The 21,829-nt window shown below is 71.0% G+C and carries 22 protein-coding genes and 1 pseudogene; 16 read left to right on the forward strand and 7 right to left on the reverse strand.

Annotation, left to right across the window (positions count from 1 at the left end):
- The first annotated feature begins 59 nt into the window (after positions 1–59).
- Positions 60–614, forward strand: a complete 555-nt coding sequence (locus ACWEOH_RS06215; protein ID WP_452029208.1) for a TetR/AcrR family transcriptional regulator — start codon at positions 60–62, stop codon at positions 612–614.
- A 45-nt stretch (positions 615–659) separates the two neighbouring features.
- Here ACWEOH_RS06215 and ACWEOH_RS06220 read toward each other — a convergent pair whose 3' ends face one another.
- Positions 660–929, reverse strand: a complete 270-nt coding sequence (locus ACWEOH_RS06220) for a glutaredoxin family protein (RefSeq protein WP_452029210.1) — start codon at positions 927–929, stop codon at positions 660–662.
- Between the two features lie 172 nt (positions 930–1,101).
- A complete protein-coding gene (locus ACWEOH_RS06225) occupies positions 1,102–1,200 on the reverse strand; it encodes a 30S ribosomal protein bS22 (RefSeq protein WP_003792170.1) in 99 nt (32 codons plus the stop codon).
- A 117-nt stretch (positions 1,201–1,317) separates the two neighbouring features.
- Between ACWEOH_RS06225 and ACWEOH_RS06230 the strand changes: the two genes are divergently transcribed.
- Both ACWEOH_RS06230 and ACWEOH_RS06235 read left to right on the forward strand, forming a co-directional pair.
- Positions 1,318–1,827 carry a GNAT family N-acetyltransferase gene (locus ACWEOH_RS06230; RefSeq protein WP_452029212.1) on the forward strand — a complete coding sequence of 170 codons (510 nt, stop codon included), beginning with the start codon at positions 1,318–1,320 and terminating at the stop codon, positions 1,825–1,827.
- A gap of 46 nt (positions 1,828–1,873) precedes the next feature.
- Positions 1,874–2,359, forward strand: a complete 486-nt coding sequence (locus ACWEOH_RS06235; RefSeq protein ID WP_452029214.1) for an anthrone oxygenase family protein — start codon at positions 1,874–1,876, stop codon at positions 2,357–2,359.
- Between the two features lie 192 nt (positions 2,360–2,551).
- Here ACWEOH_RS06235 and ACWEOH_RS06240 read toward each other — a convergent pair whose 3' ends face one another.
- Complete coding sequence (locus ACWEOH_RS06240; RefSeq protein ID WP_452029216.1) at positions 2,552–2,842, reverse strand: GIY-YIG nuclease family protein; 291 nt, start codon at positions 2,840–2,842, stop codon at positions 2,552–2,554.
- A 423-nt stretch (positions 2,843–3,265) separates the two neighbouring features.
- Positions 3,266–3,551 (reverse strand): annotated as a pseudogene (locus ACWEOH_RS06245) (ArsR/SmtB family transcription factor); the annotation flags it as partial.
- Positions 3,552–3,623: 72 nt separating this feature from the next.
- Between ACWEOH_RS06245 and ACWEOH_RS06250 the strand changes: the two are divergent.
- From ACWEOH_RS06250 to ACWEOH_RS06270, 5 genes are all read left to right on the forward strand, one after another.
- Positions 3,624–5,069: a TrkH family potassium uptake protein gene (locus tag ACWEOH_RS06250; protein WP_452029217.1), complete on the forward strand. Its 1,446-nt coding sequence runs from the start codon at positions 3,624–3,626 to the stop codon at positions 5,067–5,069.
- Positions 5,062–5,730 carry a potassium channel family protein gene (locus ACWEOH_RS06255; protein WP_452029219.1) on the forward strand — a complete coding sequence of 223 codons (669 nt, stop codon included), beginning with the start codon at positions 5,062–5,064 and terminating at the stop codon, positions 5,728–5,730. The genes ACWEOH_RS06250 and ACWEOH_RS06255 overlap by 8 nt, the downstream gene beginning before the upstream one ends.
- 121 nt (positions 5,731–5,851) lie before the next feature.
- Complete coding sequence (locus ACWEOH_RS06260) at positions 5,852–6,784, forward strand: ATP-binding cassette domain-containing protein (protein ID WP_452029221.1); 933 nt, start codon at positions 5,852–5,854, stop codon at positions 6,782–6,784.
- On the forward strand, positions 6,781–8,403 hold the full coding sequence (locus ACWEOH_RS06265; RefSeq protein ID WP_452029223.1) for an ABC transporter permease: 1,623 nt from the start codon (positions 6,781–6,783) through the stop codon (positions 8,401–8,403). Before ACWEOH_RS06260 ends, ACWEOH_RS06265 begins: the two co-directional genes overlap by 4 nt.
- Before the next feature lie 27 nt (positions 8,404–8,430).
- Positions 8,431–8,892 carry a GbsR/MarR family transcriptional regulator gene (locus ACWEOH_RS06270; RefSeq protein ID WP_452029225.1) on the forward strand — a complete coding sequence of 154 codons (462 nt, stop codon included), beginning with the start codon at positions 8,431–8,433 and terminating at the stop codon, positions 8,890–8,892.
- 6 nt (positions 8,893–8,898) lie between these two features.
- Here ACWEOH_RS06270 and ACWEOH_RS06275 read toward each other — a convergent pair whose 3' ends face one another.
- The gene (locus tag ACWEOH_RS06275; RefSeq protein WP_452029226.1) at positions 8,899–9,294 is read right to left on the reverse strand and encodes a hypothetical protein; all 396 of its coding nucleotides are present in this window, start codon (positions 9,292–9,294) and stop codon (positions 8,899–8,901) included.
- Positions 9,295–9,562: 268 nt separating this feature from the next.
- Here ACWEOH_RS06275 and ACWEOH_RS06280 point away from each other — a divergent pair, with 268 nt between their 5' ends.
- The 7 genes from ACWEOH_RS06280 (at position 9,563) to rlmC (ending at position 18,610) form a co-directional block, all read left to right on the forward strand.
- Positions 9,563–9,652: a potassium-transporting ATPase subunit F gene (locus tag ACWEOH_RS06280; protein ID WP_452029228.1), complete on the forward strand. Its 90-nt coding sequence runs from the start codon at positions 9,563–9,565 to the stop codon at positions 9,650–9,652.
- The gene (gene kdpA, locus ACWEOH_RS06285) at positions 9,652–11,325 is read left to right on the forward strand and encodes a potassium-transporting ATPase subunit KdpA (RefSeq protein ID WP_452029230.1); all 1,674 of its coding nucleotides are present in this window, start codon (positions 9,652–9,654) and stop codon (positions 11,323–11,325) included. Before ACWEOH_RS06280 ends, kdpA begins: the two co-directional genes overlap by 1 nt.
- Before the next feature lie 51 nt (positions 11,326–11,376).
- A complete protein-coding gene (gene kdpB, locus ACWEOH_RS06290) occupies positions 11,377–13,494 on the forward strand; it encodes a potassium-transporting ATPase subunit KdpB (RefSeq protein WP_452031868.1) in 2,118 nt (705 codons plus the stop codon).
- A 97-nt stretch (positions 13,495–13,591) separates the two neighbouring features.
- The gene (gene kdpC / locus ACWEOH_RS06295; RefSeq protein WP_452029232.1) at positions 13,592–14,203 is read left to right on the forward strand and encodes a potassium-transporting ATPase subunit KdpC; all 612 of its coding nucleotides are present in this window, start codon (positions 13,592–13,594) and stop codon (positions 14,201–14,203) included.
- Positions 14,204–14,208: 5 nt separating this feature from the next.
- On the forward strand, positions 14,209–16,692 hold the full coding sequence (locus ACWEOH_RS06300) for an ATP-binding protein (RefSeq protein ID WP_452029234.1): 2,484 nt from the start codon (positions 14,209–14,211) through the stop codon (positions 16,690–16,692).
- Positions 16,689–17,432: a response regulator gene (locus tag ACWEOH_RS06305; RefSeq protein ID WP_452029236.1), complete on the forward strand. Its 744-nt coding sequence runs from the start codon at positions 16,689–16,691 to the stop codon at positions 17,430–17,432. Before ACWEOH_RS06300 ends, ACWEOH_RS06305 begins: the two co-directional genes overlap by 4 nt.
- A gap of 44 nt (positions 17,433–17,476) precedes the next feature.
- Positions 17,477–18,610 carry a 23S rRNA (uracil(747)-C(5))-methyltransferase RlmC gene (gene rlmC / locus ACWEOH_RS06310; protein ID WP_452029238.1) on the forward strand — a complete coding sequence of 378 codons (1,134 nt, stop codon included), beginning with the start codon at positions 17,477–17,479 and terminating at the stop codon, positions 18,608–18,610.
- Here the strand turns inward: rlmC and ACWEOH_RS06315 are convergent.
- Complete coding sequence (locus ACWEOH_RS06315) at positions 18,576–19,934, reverse strand: beta-N-acetylhexosaminidase (protein ID WP_452029240.1); 1,359 nt, start codon at positions 19,932–19,934, stop codon at positions 18,576–18,578. The two genes, rlmC and ACWEOH_RS06315, sit on opposite strands and share 35 nt — an antisense overlap.
- Positions 19,931–20,782 carry a pyrroline-5-carboxylate reductase gene (proC, locus tag ACWEOH_RS06320; protein ID WP_452029242.1) on the reverse strand — a complete coding sequence of 284 codons (852 nt, stop codon included), beginning with the start codon at positions 20,780–20,782 and terminating at the stop codon, positions 19,931–19,933. Before proC ends, ACWEOH_RS06315 begins: the two co-directional genes overlap by 4 nt.
- 23 nt (positions 20,783–20,805) lie before the next feature.
- Here proC and ACWEOH_RS06325 point away from each other — a divergent pair, with 23 nt between their 5' ends.
- The gene (locus ACWEOH_RS06325; protein WP_452029244.1) at positions 20,806–21,768 is read left to right on the forward strand and encodes a cation diffusion facilitator family transporter; all 963 of its coding nucleotides are present in this window, start codon (positions 20,806–20,808) and stop codon (positions 21,766–21,768) included.
- Positions 21,769–21,829 lie beyond the last annotated feature (61 nt).

Below are 21,829 nucleotides of genomic sequence, written 5' to 3' on the forward strand. Positions count from 1 at the left end.
TACTATGTTCATAGTGGAGACTACTATGGTCATAGTAAACCGGTTCGAGGAAGGTGTCCATGGCCGCGACGAGGGATCGAGCACTGGACGCGGCGGTCGAACTTCTCGGCTCCGACGGGATGCGAGCCCTGACCCACGCGCGGGTCGACGCGCGCGCCGGGCTTCCGCCGGGGACGACGTCGAACTGGTTCCGCACGCGGCGGGCGCTGCTCATCGGCGTGGTCGACTGGATGGCGGAGCTCGAACGCGCGGACTTCGACGCCGGCGAAACGCCGATGCCGCCCGGGCCCGAGGCGCTGATCGAGAACATGTGCGCCGCGATCGACCTGCAGACCGGTCCATACGCGGCCCGCACGCGGGCGCGCTACGCGCTGTTCCTTGAGCTCGCCCCCGATCCCGAGCTGGGCGAGCCGCTGCGACGGCAACGCGGCGAGTTCGAACGATGGACCGAGCAACTGGTGACCGCGGCCGGAATCCCCGACCCCGTTCCGGCCGCTCGCGCGCTCATGGCACTCGGCGATGGCCTGATGCTGCACCGGCTCACCGTCGACCCCGCCCTCGATGTGCGACCCGTCGTCGAGCGCGCGGTGCGGAGCCTGACGGCCGTGCCGTGATCGATGCGATCGGGCCTCTCCCTGCCCCGACCGGGCCGTTGCCGGCTATCCGGCCAGCAGCGCCGTCTTCAGCCGCACCGGGTCGATGCGCCAGTAGTTGTGCACCTCGCCGTCGATGAGCAGCACGGGGATCTCCTCGGCGTAGCGCTCGGCGAGTGCCTCGTCGTCGAGGATCGACTGCTCCTCGAGGGTGATGCGCGGCGGGGCATCCGACGCCTCGACCTCGGCGATCACGGCCTGCACGACCTCGCGCGCATCGTCGCAGAGGTGGCAGCCGGGCTTGCCGATGAGGGTGAGGTGGAGCTCTCGGGTCACGTCTCCAGCGTACGTCGGCGCCGGTGGTGGAGGAGCGCCCGGCGGAGCGTCCCGGTGGTCGAGGAGCGCCCGGCGCAGCCGGACGCGTATCGAGACCCAGCGAGCCTCCCCGGGAACAGCGAAAAGCGCCAGGCCCGCAGGGCCTGACGCTCAGCCGGTCGTGCGAAGACGACTACTTCTTGTTGCGACGCTGGTGACGCGTCTTGCGAAGCAGCTTGCGGTGCTTCTTCTTCGCCATGCGCTTGCGGCGCTTCTTGATGACGGAACCCATCGAAACCTCACAGAGAAAGATCAGTCGGGCGCGCGTGCCGCAGCCCGGGGCGGAGAGCCTCGGGATAGTCTAGCGGATCCGCGCGGCGGCGCCGTTCGGATGCGTTACCGTCGAGGAATGCGCGCCGACGACCTCGTGATCCGCACGACCACCGAGGACGACTGGTCGTCGGTGCGCACGCTGCGGCTCGAGATGCTGCGCGACTACCCGCTCGCCTACGGCGAGACGCTCGAGCACGCCGAAAGAGTCGACGAGACGGGCTGGCGACTCCGCGCCGCCCGTGGCACGACGCCGGGGCAGACGTCGATCGTCGCGATCGACGGCGACCGCTGGGTCGGGCACATGGGCGGGTACATCCCCGACGCGCGCACCGGCCCGCTGCTCGTCGGCGTCTACGTGTCGCCCGACTACCGCGGCGACACGCTCGGAGTGACCCGTCGGCTCCTCGACGCCGTCGAGGACTGGGCGCGCGAGCACGGCGACACGCTGCGCCTCGAGGTGCACGAGGACAACCCGCGCGCCCGACGGTTCTACGAGAAGCTCGGCTTCACGCTCACCGGCCGCAGCCGCGAGTACGAGCTCCCGCCCGGCGGACTCGAGCTCGAGATGGTCAAGCCGCTGCGCTGACGGCGGGGCACGCCGCGGTGACGGGGGCGCACGGCAGACTGGCGTGATGACCGTGTTCATCCAGGTGCTGCTCATCGCCGCGATCCTCGGCGCCGGCATCGCCGCCGGGGTCTTCTACGCCTTCTCGGGCTTCGTGACCCAGGGGCTCGATCGACTGCCTCCATCGGATGCCGCGCGGGCCATGCAGGAGATCAACGTGACGGCCGTGCGCGCACCGCTCATGCTCGAGCTCTTCGGCACGGCGCTCATCGCGGCCGTCGTGTTCGTGCTCGCCCTGCTCGGGTCGCTCGGCGACGGCACCTCGTGGGCGGTCGCGTCATCCGTCGTCTACCTCGTCGGCGCGATCGGCGTGACGGGCGCCGCGAACGTGCCCCGCAACAACCGGCTCGCCGCCACCCCGGCCGCGGATGCCGCGGCGCTGGCCGCCGCGTGGACGGCGTTCCGCCCGGGCTGGCAGGCGTGGAACCACGTGCGCACCGTCACCTCGGCGCTCGCCTGCCTCGGCTTCACGCTCGCCCTCCTCGCCACCTGATCCGCCTCGCCCGGTCGTCGAGTAGCGCCGCGCGAAACGCGACGCGTATCGAGACGCAGCGCGTTCCGTATCCGGTCGTCGAGTAGCGCCGCGCGAAGCGCGACGCGTATCGAGACGCAGCGCATTCCGACCCGGTCGTCGAGTAGCGCCGCGCGAAGCGCGACGCGTATCGAGACGCAACGAGACGTCCGCTTACTCGCCTCGCCTCCACTGCTTCCGAGACAGCCCAGGCAGCGCATCGAACCGACCCTCGATCAACGCGAGCCGCTTCGCGCGACTCCATCCCTGCACCTGCTTCTCGAGGGCGAATGCGTCTTCGACGCGATCGAACTCCATGCTGAAGATGAGCCGCACCGGAAGTCGACGCCGAGTGTAGGCCGATCCCTCCCCGCGTTGGTGTTGGGCGATTCGTCGCTCGAGGTCGATGGTGCTTCCGACATACATGGTTCGGTCGATGCATTCGAGGATGTAGAGGTGCGGCATGCAATCCAGCCTGCGCTGCCGGGCGGCGGGTCGCGGCGGTTCGGTTCGCTGCAGGTGCGGATTCGTTCGGCGCGCCGATGGGGAGGAGGGCTCGCAGTCGTGGCGTCTCGATACGCGTCGCGCTTCGCACGGCGCTACTCGACGACCGGCAGCGGAACCTTGCGTCTCGATACGCGTCGCGCTTCGCACGGCGCTACTCGACGACCGGCCGACGAAACCCTTGCGTCTCGATACGCGTCGCGCTTCGCGCGGCGCTACTCGACGACCGGACGGGTCAGCGACGCTTCTTCTGGCCGACGACCGCGTGCGCGGCCTCGGCGAAGCGCTGGCCGATCGCGGAGGCCCAGGCGCGCTGGTCGTCGTTGAGCGCTTCGCCCTGCGCCTCGGCCTCCGCCTCGGCGAGGGTCGCGGCATCCGCTGCGGCATCGGATGACACGAACGGAATGAGCCAGTCTTCAAGGGTCTCGAGCGGACCGCGGTCGAGGTGGTAGTAGCGGTGCTGGCCCTCTTCGCGCACACCGACGAGGCCCGCCTCGCGCAGCACCTTGAGGTGCTTGGAGACGGTGGGCTGGCTGAGGCCGAGCGTCGAGACGATCTCGGAGACGCTGATCTCGCCGCCGGATTCGGGCGCGGACGTCTCACGATCGAGGAGCACCCCGAGGATGTCGCGCCGGGTCGTGTCCGCCACCACGTCGAAGATGTCCGCCATGCGTCAAGGGTAGTCATTCCCGCCGAGGAGTACCATGACTCACGCATTCGGTGACGGCGGCTAGGGGGCTCGATGCGCGCACGGGCGATGGACCGCCTCGGTCGATCGGATCGGCGGTCATGGCTCGGCCGACTCCGCGACGCGGTCGACGCGCTCGTCAAGAGCTCGCCCTCGCGATTCGCGATCCTCGTCTTCGCCGCGCTCATCCTCGTCTTCACCCTGCTGTTCTCGTTGCCGATCGCGCGGGCGGGCTCGGGCTCTGGTGCGCCGCTGCACGACGCGTTCTTCACGGCCGTCTCGGTCATCTGCGTCACGGGTCTCGCCACGGTCGACATGGCGACGTACTGGTCGCCGTTCGGGAACGCCCTCGTGTTCATCGGCGTCAACATCGGCGGCGTCGGCGTGCTCACGCTCGCGTCCATCCTGGGCTTCGTCATCTCCCGCCGGCTGGGGCTGCGGGCCAAGCTCATCGCGGCGAGCGACACGAACCCGTCACGCATCCACGTCGGCCCCGTCTCGGAGCGGCAGGCGGTGCGACTCGGCGAGGTCGGCGGCCTGCTCGTGACCGTCGTGATCACCGCCCTCGTCATCGAGCTGACCCTCGCGGTCGCGATGATCCCGAGCATGCTCCGCACGGGATACGACTGGTTCCACTCGATCTGGTACAGCTTCTACTACTCGGCGATGGCATTCACGAACACGGGCTTCAGCCCGAACCCCGGCGGGATGGAGCCCTTCGAGCAGGACTACTGGATGCAGACGCTGCTCATGATCGGCGTCTTCGTCGGCAGCCTCGGCTTCCCAGTGATCTTCGCGCTCGCGCGATCGTGGCGAACCCCGCGTCGGTGGAGCCTCCACGTCAAGCTCACGATCACCACGACCGTGATCCTCTTCGTGCTCGGCGCCGGCATGTTCCTGCTGCTGGAGTACAACAACCCGAGGACGTACGGCCAGCTGGATGCCGGACCGACCGTCTTCCAGTCGCTCTTCATGTCGGCCATGACGAGGTCGGGCGGCTTCGCGACCATCAACATGCACGACCTCAACGGATCGAGCCTGCTCGTCTCCGACATGCTCATGTTCATCGGCGGCGGCTCGGCGTCGACGGCCGGTGGCATCAAGGTCACGACGCTCGCCGTGCTGTTCCTCGCCGCCTTCGCCGAGGCGCGCGGCGCGCCCGCGATGGAGGCGTTCGGCCGGCGTATCCCGCGCGACATGCTCCGCCTCTCGGTGAGCGTCGTGCTGTGGGGCGCGACCATCGTCGCGGTGTCGTCGATCGCGATCCTCCAGATCACCAAGGAGCCGTTCGACTACGTGCTCTTCGATGTCATCTCGGCCTTCGCCACATGCGGCCTCTCGACCGGCCTCACGGGCGAGCTCCCGCCCGCCGGCGTCTACGTCATGGGCGCCACGATGTTCTTGGGGCGGGTTGGTACAGTGACTTTCGCCGCGGCCCTGGCCGCCAGCCAGCGCCGGCAGTTGTACCGTCGTCCGGAAGAGAGGCCCATCGTTGGTTGATCGGATCAGACACGACGCCCCGGTGCTCGTGATCGGCCTCGGCCGGTTCGGCGCGGCGACCGCGGGCCAGCTCGACCGGCTCGGCCGCGAGGTGCTCGCGGTCGACGACGACGAGACGCTCGTGCAGAAGTGGGCCGAGCGGGTCACGCACGCAGTGGTGGCGGATGCGCGCAATGTCGACGCGCTCCGCCAGATCGGCGCCCAGGACTTCTCCATCGCCGTCTGCGCGGTGGGATCGTCGATCGAGGCATCCGTGCTCATCACCGCGAACCTCGTCGACCTCAAGATCCCGCAGATCTGGGCGAAGGCCATCTCGGCCTCGCACGGCAAGATCCTCGAGCGCATCGGCGCGAACCACGTGATCTACCCCGAGCGCGAGGCGGGCGAGCGCACGGCGCACCTCGTCAGCGGTCGCATGCTCGACTTCATCGAGTTCGACGACGACTTCGCGCTCGTGAAGATGTACCCCCCGAAGCCCATCCGCGGCAAGAACCTCACCGAGTCGGGCGTGCGCTCGCGCCACAATGTCACCGTGGTCGGCGTGAAGAGCCCCGGCAAGCCGTTCACGTACGCGACCGAGAAGACCGTCGTGTCGAACCACGACCTCATCATCGTGTCGGGCACCGAGGGCGACATCGAGAAGTTCGCGGCACTCGAATAGGGGCGCACGGATGCCGCGACGGCGGCCGTCGATCCTGCATCGGATGCCGCGACGCACCGAGCCCGTTAGAGATCCGTTAAGAAGATTCACAAAATTGTGAATCGCGCGTAGCATCGCGCTCATGACCACCGTGATCAGCACCCGAGGCCTCGAGAAGCGCTTCGGGCGCACTATCGCCCTCGACGGCCTCGACTTCTCCGTCGACGCCGGCGAGATCCACGGCTTCCTCGGCCCGAACGGCGCCGGGAAGTCCACGACCATCCGCATCCTGCTCGGCCTCGCCCGGGCGTCGGGCGGCGAGGCGACCCTGTTCGGCCGGGACCCCTGGAAGGATGCCGCCGACCTGCACCGGCGCGTCGCGTACGTGCCCGGCGACGTCGCGCTCTGGCCGAACTTCACCGGCGGCGAGGCGATCGACCTGCTCACCCGGCTTCGCGGCGGGATGACCGACAAGGCCGCCTATCACGACCGCAAGCAGCGCCTGCTCGACGTGTTCCAGCTCGATCCGCGCAAGAAGGGCCGTGCGTACTCGAAGGGCAACCGCCAGAAGGTGGCGCTCGTCGCCGCGTTCGCCACGCCCGCCGAGCTCTACGTGCTCGACGAGCCGACGAGCGGCCTCGACCCCCTGATGGAGCAGGTCTTCAACCGCGAGATCGATGCGGTGGCCAAGGAGGGCGCGACCGTGCTGCTGTCGAGCCACATCCTCTCCGAGGTCGAGGAGCTCTGCGACCGGGTGACGATCATCCGGGAGGGGAAGGCCGTCGAGAGCGGCACGATGGCCGACCTCCGGCACCTCACTCGCACCGAGGTGGCCTTCGTGCACGAGGCCGGTCAGCAGGAGGCGATCGATGCCATCGAGGGCGCCTACGACCTGGTGGTCGACCACGGCCGAGTCAGCTTCACGGTCGACACCGACCGGGTCGCGAGCGTCCTGCCCGAGCTCGCCCGCCTCGACGTGAAGGGCCTCACGGTCTCGCCGCCGTCGCTCGAGGACCTCTTCCTGCGACACTACGGCGACGAGCTCGCCACGCTCGTGCAGGCGCAACGGTCATGACGCGAGTCCTCGTGCTGCTCCGGCAGCGGATCCGCCGCGACCGCCTGCAGCTCGCGCTGTGGATCGTCGGCATCGCGGTGCTCACCTACGGGTCCATGAGCGCCGTGCTCTCGACCTACGGCGAGGAACAGGACCGCCGTGAGATCCTCGGCGTCGCGATCGCGACCCGCACCATCCTCGTGTTCCGCGGCACGCCGAACGGCGTGGACGACGGGGCGTTCGCCTTCTTCCTCCTCTTCGCGTGGCTCGCCCTGATGGGCGGCCTGATGAGCACCTTCCTGGCGGTTCGCCACACCCGCAAGGAAGAGGAGGAGGGCCGTGCCGAGGCCGTCGCCGCCACGGCGGCGGGGCGCATCCTGCCCACGACCGCGACGGTCGTCCACGGCGTGCTCGCCAACGTCGCGCTCGGCCTGCTCACGGCGCTCGCCCTCATCGCGAGCGGCCTCGAGCCCGGCGGCTCGTTCGTCTGGGGCGCGGCGATGATGGTGACGGGCTTCGCGTTCCTCGCCTTCGGGCTGTTCGCCGCCCAGTTGTTCCGCACCTCGCGCGGGGCGAACAGCCTGTCGGTCACGTTCGTGCTCGCGGCATACCTGCTGCGCGGCATCGGCGACGCAGCGGGAACCCCGTCGGAGGACCTGCTGCACGTCACGCCGGCGTGGCCGAGCTGGTTGTCGCCGATCGGCTACGGGCAGTTCACCGGGGCCTACGTCGAGAACGACCTCACGCCCCTGCTCATCCCGCTCGCCTTCGCCGCCGTGCTCATCGGGGTCGTCTTCGCGCTCCAGTCGGTCCGCGACCAGGGCGCGAGCCTGCTGCCGGGCCGAGCCGGGCGGGCGACGGCCGGGCCGGTGCTGTCGAGCTCGTTCGGGCTCGCGTGGCGCCTGAACACCTCGATCCTGCTGTCGTGGACGGCGGGCGGCATCGCCACCGGCTTGCTCGCCACCTCGCTCTCGTCCGTGGTTGACCAGGCGGCGACCGACGCACCGCAGATCCTCGAGACGCTGCGGAGTGCGATCGGCAGCGACGCCTCGATCGAGGAGGCGTTCGTCGCCGTCTTCTACGCCATCGTCGGGATCCTGGCCGCGTGCTGCGCCGTCCAGGTCGGCATCCGCGCGCGGCAGGAGGAGGCGCACGGCACCGCCGAGCTCGTGCTCGGCACGCCCGTTCCGCGGCTGCGCTGGCTGCTCGAGTACTGGATCGTCGGCATCATCGTGATCGTGATCGTGCTCGCGGCCTCCGCCCTCGCGGGCGTCGTCGGCGCGAGCAGCGCGGCCGATCCGGAGTCGCTCATCCCGAACGTCCTCGAGGCCGCACTGGCCCAGCTGCCCGCCTGCCTCGTCTTCCTGGGGCTGACACTCCTGGTGTTCGCCTTCGTGCCGCGCGCGACCATCCCGGTCGGCTGGACGGTCGTCGGCGTCGCGGCGATCCTCGGTGTCTGGGGCCCGATCCTGCAGGCCCCCGACTGGCTCGTGGACCTCTCGCCGTTCCACCACTCGCCGGTCCCGTCCGGCGGGGAGACCGACTGGACGGGCGGCTTCTGGATGCTCGCCATCGGCCTCGCCGCGGGTGCGCTCGCGGTCTGGTCGATGCGGCGCCGCGAGCTGGCTTCGGGCGGGTGAGGACCGGGCGGATGGGAGACTGAGCGGATGTCACGAGACGAGCAGGGCCTGAAGGCCGCGGTCGAGCAGTCGGCCGCGGTCCTCACGGCCGCCGGCTTCCCCCGGATGCCGGCACGCGTGCTCATGGCACTGCTCGTCGCCGAGGCCGGCGGCCTCACCGCGTCGGAGCTCGGGGACCGGCTCGGCGTCAGCGCCGCCGCGATCTCGGGGGCCGTGCGCTACCTCTCGCAGATCGGCATCCTGCACCGCTTGCCGCAGGCCGGCAGCCGACGCGACCGTTGGGAGTTCCTCGACGACGCCTGGTACACGGCGCTCATGGCGAAGAGCCCGGTCTACGGCGTGATCGCCGACCTCGGCGACCGCGCGGCCGACGCGATCGGCGACGAGACGGATGCCGGCGCGGCGCGCGCCCGTGAGATGGCCAGGTTCTACCGCTTCATCGACGCGCGGATGCCCGACCTCATGCGGGAGTGGGAGGAACTGCGCTAGCGCTGATCAGGCGGCGAACATCAGCAGCACGCCGACGATGCCCGCGATCACGGCGATCCCGATCAGGATGAGCCCGACGTTCCGGATGATGCGGCGGCCGGGTGGCGGCTCGTGCAGGCGCAGGCGGTCGGGCTCGCGCTCCTTGAAGAAGGCGGGCTCCTCCTCGGGATGCCGCACGTGCGCGCGCTCCTCGTCGCTCAGGCGTCGCTGGTGGAACGCGCCCTCGGCGAACCAGCGGATGGTCGCCCCGTGCTCCTGATCGATGACGACCGCCTCGGTGGGGAGCCACCGGCCGTCGGCGAGGCGGATCAGCAGCGCGAGCAGGAGGCACACGAGACCGCCGCCGAGGGCGATCCACCCGATCACCTCGGCGACGACCGAGACGACCTCCGACGCATCCATGGAGCACACGGTAGCGGACGCCGCCGTCCCGGAGCGCGTGAGCACCGCGTTGGGATCCGACGCGCCGGCGTTAGGGCTCCGTGAGGATCGGCGGCCCCGCGACATCCGCGGTGTTGCATCGGGGGTGCAGCCGAAGCCGCTGCCCGCCGCCGCGCTTGCGGCCCGCGGCATCCCAACCTGGAGTCATCGTGCTCGACCTCGTCTACGTCGTCGTCATCATCGCGACGTTCGCCCTCATCGGCCTCATCGCGAAGGGGGTCGAGAAGCTGTGATCGTCTTCGAGCTCCTCGCCGTCGCGCTGGGCGTCGCCGCCGTGGCGTACCTCGTGTACGCCCTCGTCAAGCCCGAGCGGTTCTGATGGGCGCGCTCTTCGCCGTCCTCCAGGCGGCCACCCTCGCCCTCGTCCTCGCCCTGCTGTACCGCCCGCTGGGCGATTACATGGCGCGCATCTACACGTCCGATCGCGATTGGCGGATCGAGCGGGGGCTGTACCGCCTCGTGGGCGTCGACCCGCGATCCGAGCAGTCGTGGCCGGCCTACCTGCGCGGCGTCCTCGCGTTCAGCGTGATCGGCGTGCTCTTCGTCTACGTGCTGCAGCGCACCCAGCAGTGGCTCCCGTACTCGCTCGGCCTGCCGGCTGTGCCGGAAGGGCTCTCGTTCAACACCGCGGCGTCGTTCGTGACGAACACGAACTGGCAGTCGTACTCCCCCGAGCTCACGATGGGCTACACCGTGCAGCTCGCAGGGCTCGCGGTGCAGAACTTCGTGTCGGCCGCGGTCGGCATCGCCGTCGCCGTCGCGCTCGTGCGCGGCTTCGCCCGGCGCCGCTCGGGCACGATCGGCAACTTCTGGGTCGACCTCTTCCGCGGGTCGTTCCGCCTGCTGCTCCCGCTGGCGCTCGTCGGCGCGATCGTGCTGCTCGTGGGCGGCGTGATCCAGAACTTCAACGGGTTCACCGAGGTGACGACGCTCGCCGGCAACGCGCAGAACCTGCCCGGCGGCCCGGTCGCCTCGCAGGAGGCGATCAAGGAGCTCGGCACCAACGGCGGCGGCTTCTTCAACGTGAACTCCGCGCACCCGTTCGAGAACCCGACCGCATGGACGAGCCTGTTCCAGAACGTGCTCATGCTGGCGATCCCGTTCGCGTTGCCGCGCACGTTCGGCCGGATGGTCGGATCGAACAAGCAGGGCTACGCGATCCTCGCGGTCATGGCCTCCCTGTTCGTGATCTCGCTCGTCGTGGTGAACGCACTCGAGGCCGCCGGCAACGGCACCGCCCCGCAGCTCGCGGGCGGCGCGATGGAGGGCAAGGAGCAGCGGTTCGGCATCTTCGGCACCGCGCTCTTCGGCTCGACCTCGACGCTGACCTCCACGGGTGCGGTGAACGGCATGTTCGACTCGTACACGGCGCTCGGCGGCATGATGCCGATGCTCAACATGATGCTCGGCGAGGTCGCTCCGGGCGGTGTCGGCTCCGGCCTCTACGGCCTGCTCGTGCTCGCCGTCATCGCCGTGTTCATCGCCGGCCTGCTCGTGGGACGCACGCCCGAGTACCTGGGCAAGAAGATCGGCCCGCGCGAGATCAAGCTCGCGAGCCTCTACATCCTCGTCACGCCGTTCCTCGTGCTCGCGGGCACCGCGCTCTCGTTCGCGATCCCGGGCGTGCGCGAGGACGTCGAGTCGACGTCGATCTGGAACCCGGGCGTGCACGGCATGTCCGAGGTGCTCTACGCCTTCACGTCCGCGTCGAACAACAACGGCTCCGCGTTCGCGGGCCTGACCGCCAACACGCCGTGGTTCAACACGGCGCTCGGCGTCGCCATGCTGCTCGGCCGATTCGTGCCGATCGTGCTGGTCCTCGCGCTCGCCGGCAGCCTCGCCGCCCAGGACAAGGTGCCCACGACCACCGGCACGCTCCCCACCTACCGGCCGCAGTTCGTCGGCCTGCTCCTCGGCGTGACGATCCTCGTCACCGCCCTCACCTATTTCCCCGTTCTCACGCTGGGTCCCCTGGCGGAAGGGCTGAACTGATCCATGTCCTCGCAGACCATTTCCGAGATGACCGGCCACACCCCGCGGCCGATGGGCTCGCCGTCGAAGCGCCCGATGGGCGGCTTCGGCCCCGGGCAACTCGTCCGGGCGATCCCCGGCGCACTCCGCAAGCTCGATCCGCGCGAGATGTGGCACAACCCCGTCATGTTCATCGTCGAGATCGGCGCGGCGCTCACTACGCTGCTCGCGATCGCCGAGCCGCTCCTGGGCGGACCCGAGGCCTCGGGCGGCACCGAGGTGCCGGGCTCGTTCACGTGGGCGATCGCCGTCTGGCTCTGGATCACCGTGATCTTCGCGAACCTCGCGGAGGCGGTGGCTGAGGGCCGCGGCAAGGCGCAGGCCGACACGCTGCGCCAGACCCGCACGTCGACCGTCGCCCACCTCGTGACCCGCTACGACGAGGTGTCGGATGCCGCGGCCGAGCGCACGCCCACCACCGACGTCTCATCGGCCGACCTCCGGCTGGGTGACATCGTCATCGTCTCGGCGGGCGAATCGATCCCGGGCGACGGCGACATCGTCCACGGCATCGCCTCGGTCGACGAATCGGCGATCACGGGCGAGTCCGCCCCGGTCGTCCGCGAATCCGGTGGCGACCGCTCCGCGGTCACGGGCGGCACCCGGGTCCTCTCCGACCGGATCGTCGTGCGCATCACCTCGAAGCCCGGCGAGACGTTCGTCGACCGCATGATCGCCCTCGTCGAGGGCGCGTCGCGCCAGAAGACGCCGAACGAGATCGCACTGAACATCCTGCTCGCGAGCCTGTCGATCGTCTTCGTGGTCGTGGTGCTCACGCTGAACCCGATCGCATCGTACGCGGCGGCCCCGGCGAGCATCCCGGTGCTCATCGCCCTGCTCGTCTGCCTCATCCCGACGACGATCGGCGCGCTCCTCTCGGCGATCGGCATCGCCGGCATGGACCGGCTCGTGCAGCGCAACGTGCTCGCGATGTCGGGCCGTGCGGTCGAGGCCGCCGGCGACGTCACGACCCTGCTCCTCGACAAGACCGGCACCATCACGCACGGCAACCGCCGCGCGAGCGACTTCGTTCCGATGCCGGGCGTCGCCGACCACGAGCTGGTGCGGGCGGCGGCGCTCGCGTCGCTCGCCGACCCGACTCCCGAGGGCAGCTCGATCGTCGACCTGGCGGCGGCACGCGGCATCCGCTTCGCCGAGGCGCCCGCGGGCGACGTCGTGCCCTTCACCGCGCAGACCCGCATGTCGGGCCTCGACCTGGCCGACGGCACGGTCGTCCGCAAGGGCGCCGGGTCGGCGGTCACGGCATGGGTCGAGGAGCGCGGTCGGTTCCCGTCGAGCGAGCACGAGGAGCTCGACCGTCGAGTCGACGCGATCTCGGTCGACGGCGGGACGCCGCTCGTCGTCGCGCAGCGGTCGGCTGACGGCACGACCCGCATCCTCGGCGTCGTCCATCTGAAGGACATCGTCAAGGACGGGCTCGTGGACCGCTTCCGCGAGCTCCGGCAGATGGGCATCCGCACCGTGATGATCACGGGCGACAACCCGCTCACGGCGAAGGCCATCGCAGCGGAGGCCGGCGTCGACGACTACCTCGCCGAGGCGACGCCCGAGGACAAGATCGCGCTCATCCGGAAGGAGCAGGCGGGCGGGAACCTCGTCGCCATGACCGGCGACGGCACGAATGACGCGCCGGCGCTCGCGCAGGCCGACGTCGGCGTGGCGATGAACTCGGGCACGTCGGCCGCGAAGGAGGCCGGCAACATGGTCGACCTCGACTCCGACCCGACGAAGCTCATCGAGATCGTCGCCATCGGCAAGCAGCTCCTCATCACGCGCGGGGCGCTCACCGCGTTCTCGATCGCCAACGACGTCGCGAAGTACTTCGCGATCATCCCGGCGATGTTCGCGGGCGTGTTCCCCGGCCTGCAGGCGCTGAACATCATGCAGCTGCACTCCCCGGCCTCGGCGGTGCTGTCGGCGATCATCTTCAACGCGATCATCATCGTGCTCCTGATCCCGCTCGCGCTCCGCGGCGTGAAGTACCGGCCGCTCGGGGCATCCGCCGTGCTGAACCGCAACCTGCTCGTCTACGGCCTCGGCGGCATCATCGCCCCGTTCATCGGCATCTGGCTCATCGACCTCGTCGTCCGCCTGATTCCTGGATTCTGATTCCCATGCTCTGCGCCACTTCGACACGCATCGCGCCACTTCAATTGGCGCAGCGGTCGCCGAAGTGGCGCGGCGCCCACCTTGAAAGGACCACACCATGAGCACCACGCGCACCACAGCGCGGACCCACTGGGTCGCGATCCGCGCCATGCTCCTCTTCACGCTCGTGCTGGGCGTCGCGTACACACTCGTCGTGACCGCGATCGGCCAGCTCGCGCTTCCAGCCCAGGCCAACGGCTCCGTCGTGCGGAACGCGGACGGCGAGGTCGTCGGCTCGGGGCTCATCGGCCAGTCGTTCACGGATGCCGCGGGCGACCCGCTCCCCGAATGGTTCCAGCCCCGCCCGTCGGCCGCGGGCGACGGCTACGACGCCGGCGCGTCGAGCGGCAGCAACCTCGGCCCGGAGAACCCCGACCTCATCGCCGCCATCGAGGAGCGGAAGGCGCAGGTCGCCGAGCTCGACGGCGTCGCGAATTCGGACGTCCCCGTCGACGCGGTGACCGCCTCAGGTTCGGGCCTCGACCCGCACATCAGCCCCGAGTACGCGCTGCAGCAGGTCGCCCGCGTGGCCGACGCGCGCGGGCTCGACGAGGCCGACGTGCGAGCGCTCGTCGAGTCGCACACGCAGTCGCGCGACCTCGGATACCTCGGCGAACCGACCGTGAACGTCCTCGAGCTCAACCTCGCGCTCGCGCAGGTGGAAGACTGACGCACATGAAGAGGGGGCGGCTGCGAGTGCTCCTCGGCGCCGCTCCCGGCGTCGGCAAGACCTACACCATGCTCGAAGAGGGCCGGCGCCTCCGCGACGAGGGCCGCGACGTCGTCGTGGCCTTCGTCGAGACCCATGGTCGCGCCGCGACCGCCGCGATGATCGAGGGGCTGGAGGTCGTCCCGCGCCGGCACGAGGAGCACCGCGGCCTCGCGCTCGAGGAGATGGACGTCGACGCGGTGCTGGCGCGCACGCCCGAGATCGCCCTGGTCGACGAGCTCGCCCACACCAACGCGCCCGGCTCGCGGCATCCGAAGCGCTGGCAGGACGTCGAGGACCTGCTCGCGGCGGGCATCGACGTCATCTCGACCGTGAACACCCAGCACATCGAGTCGCTCGGCGACGTCGTACTCGAGATCACCGGTGCGCAGCAGCGCGAGACGATCCCCGACTCCGTGCTGCGCGCCGCCGACCAGATCGAGGTCGTCGACCTCGCCCCGCAGGCCCTGCGCGATCGGCTCGCCGGCGGGCTCGTCTACCCGGCCGAGCGCATCGATGCCGCGCTGTCGAACTACTTCCGGCTCGGCAACCTCACCGCCCTGCGCGAGCTCGCGCTGCTCTGGCTCGCCGACGAGGTGGACCAGGCGCTCAAGGCGTACCGCGCCGAGCACGGCATCACGGGCAAGTGGGAGGCCCGCGAGCGCGTGGTCGTCGCCCTCACCGGCGGCCCCGAGGGCGAGACCCTGCTGCGCCGCGGCGCTCGCATCGCCGCGCGCAGTTCGGGCGGGCAGCTCCTCGCGGTGCACGTCACCACTCCCGACGGGCTCCGTGCGCGGCACCCCGAGGCGCTCGACCGGCAGCGCTCGCTCGTCGAGCAGCTCGGCGGCACGTTCCACCAGGTGGTCGGCGAAGACGTCCCCCGCGCGCTCGTCGAGTTCGCCAGGGCATCGGATGCCACGCAGCTCGTCCTCGGCGTCAGCCGCCGGTCGCGCCTGGCCGCCGCCTTCACCGGCCCGGGCATCGGCGCGACGGTGATCCGCGAGTCGGGCGACATCGACGTGCACATCGTGACGCACGCGGCGGCCGGATCGGGGTTCTCGCTTCCACGTCTCGGCGGCGCGCTCAGCCGCACCCGCCTCTTCGTCGGCTTCGCGATCGCGCTCGTGTTCGGCCCGCTGCTGAGCTGGGTGCTCACGCTGTTCCACACCGAGACGTCGATCACGAGCGACGTGCTCGCGTACCAGCTGCTCGTCATCGTGGTCGCGCTCGTGGGCGGGCTCTGGCCGGCCCTGTTCGCGGCCGTGCTCTCCGGACTCACGCTCAACTTCCTCTTCATCGCGCCGCTCTACACGCTCACGATCGCCGAGCCGCGGCAGCTGCTCGCGCTCGTCTTCTACGTCGCGAACGCGCTGCTCGTGAGCCTCGTGGTCGACCAGGCCGCCCGACGCACCCGAGAGGCCCGGCGGGCGGCGGCCGAGTCGCAGCTGCTCGCCACCATCTCGGGCAGCGTGCTGCGCGGCGAGGACGCGCTGCAGGCCATGGTCACCCGGACCCGCGAGGCATTCGGGCTGAGCGGCGTCCGCCTCCTCGTCGACGGCGAACCGCGGGTGACCGACGGCGAGCCGGCCGACGACGACCGGGTGAGCACGGTCCCGATCGGCACGCGCGGCGTGCTCGAGCTGCACGGCGGCGACCTCGAGGCATCCGAGCGCCGCCTGCTGCAGGTCATCGCGACCCAGCTCGACGCGGCCATCGAGCACGGCGCCCTCGCGTCGGCCGCCGAGGCCGCCGGCGAGCTGGCCGAGACCGACAAGGTGCGCTCGGCGCTGCTCGCCGCGGTCGGGCACGACCTGCGGCGCCCGCTCACCTCCGCGTCCGCCGCCGTGAGCGCACTGCGGTCGCCCGACGTGACGCTGCCGCCCGAGCAGCGCGCCGAGCTGCTCGACACCGCGGCCGAGAGTCTCGACGCGCTGGCCGACCTCGTGACGAACCTGCTCGACGTGAGCCGCCTGCAGGCGGGCGCGCTCGCCGTCACGCTCGGGCCGACGGATGTCGCGGACGTGGTGTTCCCCGCGCTCGACGAGCTCGAGTTGGGGCCCGCCGAGGTGGAGCTCGACCTCGCCGACGACCTGCGGCCGATGCTCGCCGACGCCGGCCTCCTGCAGCGCGTCGTCGTGAACCTGCTCGCGAACGCGCTGCGGCACTCCCCCGACGGCGAGCGCGTCAGGGTCGCCGCGAGCACGTTCCGCGGCCGCACTGAGCTGCGGGTCGTCGACCGGGGTCCGGGCATCCCGCCCGAGCGCCGCGACGAGGTGTTCACCCCGTTCCAGCGCCTCGGCGACATCGACAACGAGACCGGCCTCGGGCTCGGCCTGGCTCTCTCGAAGGGCTTCGTCGAGGGCATGGACGGCACGCTCGAGGTCGAGGACACCCCCGGCGGCGGCCTCACCATGGTCGTCACGCTGCCCACCGCAGAGGAGGCAGAATGAAGATCCTCGTCGCCGACGACGACGCCCAGCTGCAGCGCGCCCTGCGCATCACGCTCGCCTCGCGCGGCTACGACGTGGTCGCGGCGCGCGACGGCGCGGAGGCCATCGAGCTCGCGGCGAGCGCGCACCCCGACCTCCTGCTGCTCGACCTCGGCATGCCGAACGTCGACGGCATGGACGTGATCCGGGCGGTCCGCGCGTGGTCGAGCGTGCCGATCCTCGTGCTGTCGGGCCGCACCGACTCCGCCGAGAAGGTCGAGGCCCTTGACGCCGGGGCCGACGACTACGTCACGAAGCCATTCGCGATGGACGAGCTGCTCGCCCGCATCCGGGCGCGGGCCCGGGCGACGGGCGGCGCCGAGGCGGATGCCGCGACGGTCGCGATCGGCGACCTCGTCGTCGACCTGGCGGCGAAGACGATCCGGCGGGCGGGCGGGCCCGACGGACCGGGCGCCGACAGCGCGGGGAGCGGCGCGGGGAGCGGCGCGGGCGAGGGCGCCGCGGCATCCGTGCGCCTGACGCCCACGGAGTGGCGCCTGCTCGAGCTCTTCCTGCGCAACCCCGGCAAGCTGCTCACTCGCGAGATGCTGCTCTCCGACGTGTGGGGTCCGTACCACCGCAACGACGCGGGCTACCTGCGGCTCTACGTGGCGCAGCTGCGGCGCAAGCTCGAGCCCGTGCCCTCGGAGCCGCGGCACTTCCTCAACGAGCCGGGCCTCGGCTACCGCTTCGAGCCGTAGCCGGTCCTCCTCGACCTCCGGGAACGCCCGCGTAGCCTTGTCGGGTGCAGTGCCCCTACTTCGACGCCTGGTCGTGCCGGTCGTGCTCGCTCATGGGGCGTCCGTACGACGACCAGCTCGCCGAGAAGCAGGCGCACGCCGAGGAGCTCCTCGCGCCGTTCGACGTGCCCGCGTGGCTGCCGCCCGTCGCGAGCGTCGAGCGCGACTACCGGAACAAGGCGAAGATGGTGGTCGGCGGCTCGACGGATGCCCCGACGATCGGCATCCTCGACGCCGACGGCCATGGCGTCGACCTGCAGGCCTGCGGCATCTGTTCGCCCGGGCACCGCGCCGCGTTCCCGGTGCTGGCGCGCTTCATCATGCTCGCCCGCATCGCGCCGTACGACGTCGGCACCCGCACGGGCGAGCTCAAGCACCTCATCGTGACCGAGTCGCCCGACGGCGAGCTCATGGTGCGCTTCGTGCTGCGGTCGACCGAGCCGCTCGCGCGCCTCCGCAAGCACCTGCCGACCCTGCTCGCCGAGCTGCCGCAGGCGCGGGTCGTGACGGCGAACCTGCTGCCCGAGCACAAGGCCGTGCTCGAGGGCTCCGAGGAGGTCGTGCTCACCGAGCAGCAGGCGCTGCCCATGCGGCTCAACGACGTGACCATGCACCTGCGCCCGCAGAGCTTCTTCCAGACGAACACCGCGATCGCGGCGGCGCTCTACGCGGAGGCGCGTTCCTGGATCCGCGACCTCGCACCCGAGGACGCGTGGGACCTCTACTCCGGCGTCGGCGGCTTCGCCCTGCACCTCGCGGATGCCGCGACCGACGTGACCGGCATCGAGACGAGCGTCGAAGCCGTCGCGAGCGCGGAGCTGAGCCGCACGGATGCCGCGCTCACCCGCGTCCGGTTCGCGGCCGGCGACGCCACCGCGTTCGCCGTCGGCGCGGAACGCGCCCCCGATCTCGTGGTGGTGAACCCGCCCCGCCGCGGCATCGGCCGCGAGCTCGCCGACTGGCTGGAGCGATCGGATGCCGCGCACGTGCTCTACTCGAGCTGCAACGTCGCCTCGCTCGCCCGCGACCTCGCGGCGATGCCGTCGCTCAGGCCGGTGAAGGCGCGCGTGTTCGACATGTTCCCGCAGACGACGCACTTCGAGGTCATGGTGCTGCTGGAGCGTCGAGGTCGGCCGTGAGCCGCTCGAGCTCGGCGATGCGAGCGGCGCGGTCGCGCGGCATCCCGGGGACGCCCGGCCGCTGCTGGTCGGGTCGCGGACCGTCGAGCGGCCGGAAGTCCACGCCCCGCTCTTCGAGCCATGCCAGGTAGCCGGGCAGCCGGTACGCGAAGTCGTCCCAGTCGAGCGGTCCGCCGTTCCACGCGACCTCGGCGAACGCGCCGAGCCGTGGGAACACGGCGTAGTCGAGTCGCTCGCGAGTGTCGAGGTGCTCGGTCCACACGTTGGCCTGCACGCCGATGACGTGCTGCCGCAGCGCGTCCGACGACGTGGATGACAGCGGCTCGAACGACGCGACGTCCTCGAGCGAGAGCACGGTGCCGACGGGGATCGGCTCGCGCGGGTCGTCGGACTGCCGGTAGTCGAGGTAGGTCCACAGGTCGGGGCACAGCACGACGTCGTGGCCGAGCCGCGCCCCGAGCTCGGCGCCGACCGATCCGCGCCACGACGCGACGATCGCGTCGGGCGCCGGCGCCCCGCCGCCCTCGAGCATCTCGTCCCACCCGATCACGCGGCGCCCTCGACGTGCGAGGTGCGCCGCGACGCGGCCGAGGAACCACGCCTGCAGTGCCGACTCGTCGGCGAGCCCGCGCTCGGCCATGAGCTCCTGCGTGCGCGCATCCTCGCGCCACCGCGTCTTCTGCGCCTCGTCGCCGCCGATGCCGACCACGTCGGAGTCGAACACGTCGCACACTTCGTCGAGCACCTCGCACACGAAGGCGACCGTCGCGTCCTCGACGTTGAGCACCCCGTCGGAGATGCCGAACCGCGTCCACGGCTCGGTCACCCGTTCGCGCACGGCCTCCGCCCCGCCGACGCCGTACTCGGGATACGCCGCGAGGATCGCGCGCGCATGCCCGGGCACGTCGACCTCGGGCACGATCCGGATGCCGCGCTCCGATGCGTACCGCACGAGCTCGCGCAGCTCGTCCTGCGTGTACCACCCGGCGTGCGGCACCCCGTCGCCGCGTGCGTCGGGCCCGTGCCCGAGCTGGGACTCCGACCGTCGCCCGCCCACTTCGGTGAGCAGCGGATGCCGCCGCACCTCGAACCGCCAGCCCTGGTCGTCGGAGAGGTGCAGCTGCAGCACGTTGAGGCCGTGCGCCGCGACGAGGTCGACGAACCGGTGCAGCTGGGGCGGCGGCCGGAACCGGCGCGCGACGTCGAGCATGACGCCGCGCCACGCGAAGCGGGGCTCCCCGGTGAGGCGGAGCGGGGCCAGCGTCTCGATACGCGTCGGCCTGCGGCCGGCGCTACTCGACGACCGGGATGGCGGCGAGGTCACGCCCCGGTCGCCAGCTCGCGGGCGCGAGCCAGCGCGGCATCCGTCGCCCGGTCGAAGACCTCCTTGAGCCGCGCCTCCTCGAGCACCGCGATCGCCCGCTCGGTGGTGCCCTTCGGGCTCGTCACGCGGCGGCGCAGCTCGCCCGGGTCGTCGTCGGATGCCGCGAGCAGCTCGCTCGCGCCCCGGAACGTGCCCTCCACCATGAGCGCCGCCTGCTCGGGCGTGAAGCCCTTGTCGATGGCCGTGGCGGTGAGCTGCTCGATGAGGAAGAAGACGTACGCGGGGCCCGACCCCGAGATCGTGGAGAGCGGGTCGATCTGCTCCTCGGGCACGACGATCACGTCGCCGACGGTCTCGAACAGGGCCACGGCGAGCGCGAGATCGTCGTCGGTCGACCGGGTGCCGGGCGCGACGCCCGTCACCGCGCGGCCGACGACGGCGGGCGTGTTCGGCATCGAGCGGATCACCGCGACCGACTCGGGAAGCAGCGACTCGTACGTCGCGACCGTCACACCCGCCGCGACCGAGACCACCACCGTGCCGGGGTCGAGCGCGTCGGCGATCTCGCGCAGCAGGTCGGGCACCATCGCGGGCTTGACCGCGACCACCACGACCTTCGCGCCCGCGACCGCCGAGCGGTTCGCCGTGGCATCCGACTCGGTCGCGTAGGAGGTCACGCCGGGCAGGCCGTCGAGCTCGTCGGCCCGCTCGCGCGAGCGGTTCGTGGCACGGATGCCGCCTTCGATCTCGATGCCGGGCTGGAGCAGCCCGGCGAGGATCGCACGGGCCATGGACCCGGCTCCGAGGAAGGCGATGGAGGGCAGCTTCACGGGGGCGTCGGCGCTCATGCGACCATCCTAGGATTGACGCCATGAGCGCATCCGGCGGCACCCGAGCCATCATCGCGGCCTTCCTCGCCAACACGGGGATCGCCCTCACGAAGTTCATCGCGTGGTTCTTCTCGGGGTCGGCCTCGATGCTCGCCGAGGGCGTGCACTCGGTGGCCGACGCCGGCAACCAGCTGCTGCTCATCCTGGGCGGGCGCCAGGCGAAGAAGGCAGCCGACAAGGAGCATCCGTTCGGCTACGGCCGCGAGCGCTACGTCTACGCGTTCGTCGTCTCGATCATCCTCTTCTCGGTCGGCGGCATCTTCTCCATCTACGAGGGCATCGACAAGCTCCAGCACCCGCACGAGCTCGAGGTGCCCTGGCTGCCGATCCTCGTGCTCTCGATCGCGATCGTGCTCGAGTCGTTCTCGCTGCGCACCGCGGTCAAGGAGTCGAACCACGTGCGCGGCCGGCAGAGCTGGGTGCAGTTCGTGCGGCACGCGAAGGCGCCCGAGCTCCCCGTCGTGCTGCTCGAGGACATCGCCGCGCTCCTCGGCCTCGTGTTCGCGTTCTTCGGCGTCGGCCTCACGATCATCACCGGCAACTCGCTCTTCGACGCGATCGGAACGCTCATGATCGGCACGCTGCTGATCATCGTGGCGATCATCCTGGGCATGGAGACCAAGAGCCTGCTCGTCGGCGAGGGAGCGAACGACGACGACCTGCAGAAGATCGAGCGGGCGATCCTCGCGGGCCCCGAGGCCGAGCGCATCATCCACATGAAGACCCTCTACCTCGGCCCCGACGAGCTGCTCGTCGCGGCGAAGATCGGCTTCCACGCCGACCAGCGGCTGCTCGAGGTGGCGACGGCGACGAACGTCATCGAGGAGCGCATCCGCCACGCCGTGCCCACCGCGCGGGTGATCTACCTCGAGCCCGACGTCTACGTCGACCCGAAGGCGGCCGCGCCGGCCACCGACGCGATCGTCATCAAGGGCCTCGAATGACCGGGGCCGGTGGTCGAGTAGCGACCGGCGCAGCCGGACGCGTATCGAGACCCCTGACGGC

Source organism: Agromyces sp. NPDC004153 (assembly GCF_053603635.1).

Bases quoted from the DNA above. Each gene is read 5' to 3' on its own strand.
- ACWEOH_RS06215 (WP_452029208.1), top strand. From the start codon at position 60: ATGGCCGCGACGAGGGATCGAGCACTGGACGCGGCGGTCGAACTTCTC.
- ACWEOH_RS06225 (WP_003792170.1), bottom strand. From the start codon at position 1,200: ATGGGTTCCGTCATCAAGAAGCGCCGCAAGCGCATGGCGAAGAAGAAG.
- ACWEOH_RS06230 (WP_452029212.1), top strand. From the start codon at position 1,318: ATGCGCGCCGACGACCTCGTGATCCGCACGACCACCGAGGACGACTGG.
- ACWEOH_RS06235 (WP_452029214.1), top strand. From the start codon at position 1,874: ATGACCGTGTTCATCCAGGTGCTGCTCATCGCCGCGATCCTCGGCGCC.
- ACWEOH_RS06240 (WP_452029216.1), bottom strand. From the start codon at position 2,842: ATGCCGCACCTCTACATCCTCGAATGCATCGACCGAACCATGTATGTC.
- ACWEOH_RS06250 (WP_452029217.1), top strand. From the start codon at position 3,624: ATGCGCGCACGGGCGATGGACCGCCTCGGTCGATCGGATCGGCGGTCA.
- ACWEOH_RS06260 (WP_452029221.1), top strand. From the start codon at position 5,852: ATGACCACCGTGATCAGCACCCGAGGCCTCGAGAAGCGCTTCGGGCGC.
- ACWEOH_RS06265 (WP_452029223.1), top strand. From the start codon at position 6,781: ATGACGCGAGTCCTCGTGCTGCTCCGGCAGCGGATCCGCCGCGACCGC.
- ACWEOH_RS06270 (WP_452029225.1), top strand. From the start codon at position 8,431: ATGTCACGAGACGAGCAGGGCCTGAAGGCCGCGGTCGAGCAGTCGGCC.
- ACWEOH_RS06275 (WP_452029226.1), bottom strand. From the start codon at position 9,294: ATGGATGCGTCGGAGGTCGTCTCGGTCGTCGCCGAGGTGATCGGGTGG.
- kdpA (WP_452029230.1), top strand. From the start codon at position 9,652: ATGGGCGCGCTCTTCGCCGTCCTCCAGGCGGCCACCCTCGCCCTCGTC.
- kdpB (WP_452031868.1), top strand. From the start codon at position 11,377: ATGGGCTCGCCGTCGAAGCGCCCGATGGGCGGCTTCGGCCCCGGGCAA.
- kdpC (WP_452029232.1), top strand. From the start codon at position 13,592: ATGAGCACCACGCGCACCACAGCGCGGACCCACTGGGTCGCGATCCGC.
- ACWEOH_RS06300 (WP_452029234.1), top strand. From the start codon at position 14,209: ATGAAGAGGGGGCGGCTGCGAGTGCTCCTCGGCGCCGCTCCCGGCGTC.
- ACWEOH_RS06305 (WP_452029236.1), top strand. From the start codon at position 16,689: ATGAAGATCCTCGTCGCCGACGACGACGCCCAGCTGCAGCGCGCCCTG.
- proC (WP_452029242.1), bottom strand. From the start codon at position 20,782: ATGAGCGCCGACGCCCCCGTGAAGCTGCCCTCCATCGCCTTCCTCGGA.
- ACWEOH_RS06325 (WP_452029244.1), top strand. From the start codon at position 20,806: ATGAGCGCATCCGGCGGCACCCGAGCCATCATCGCGGCCTTCCTCGCC.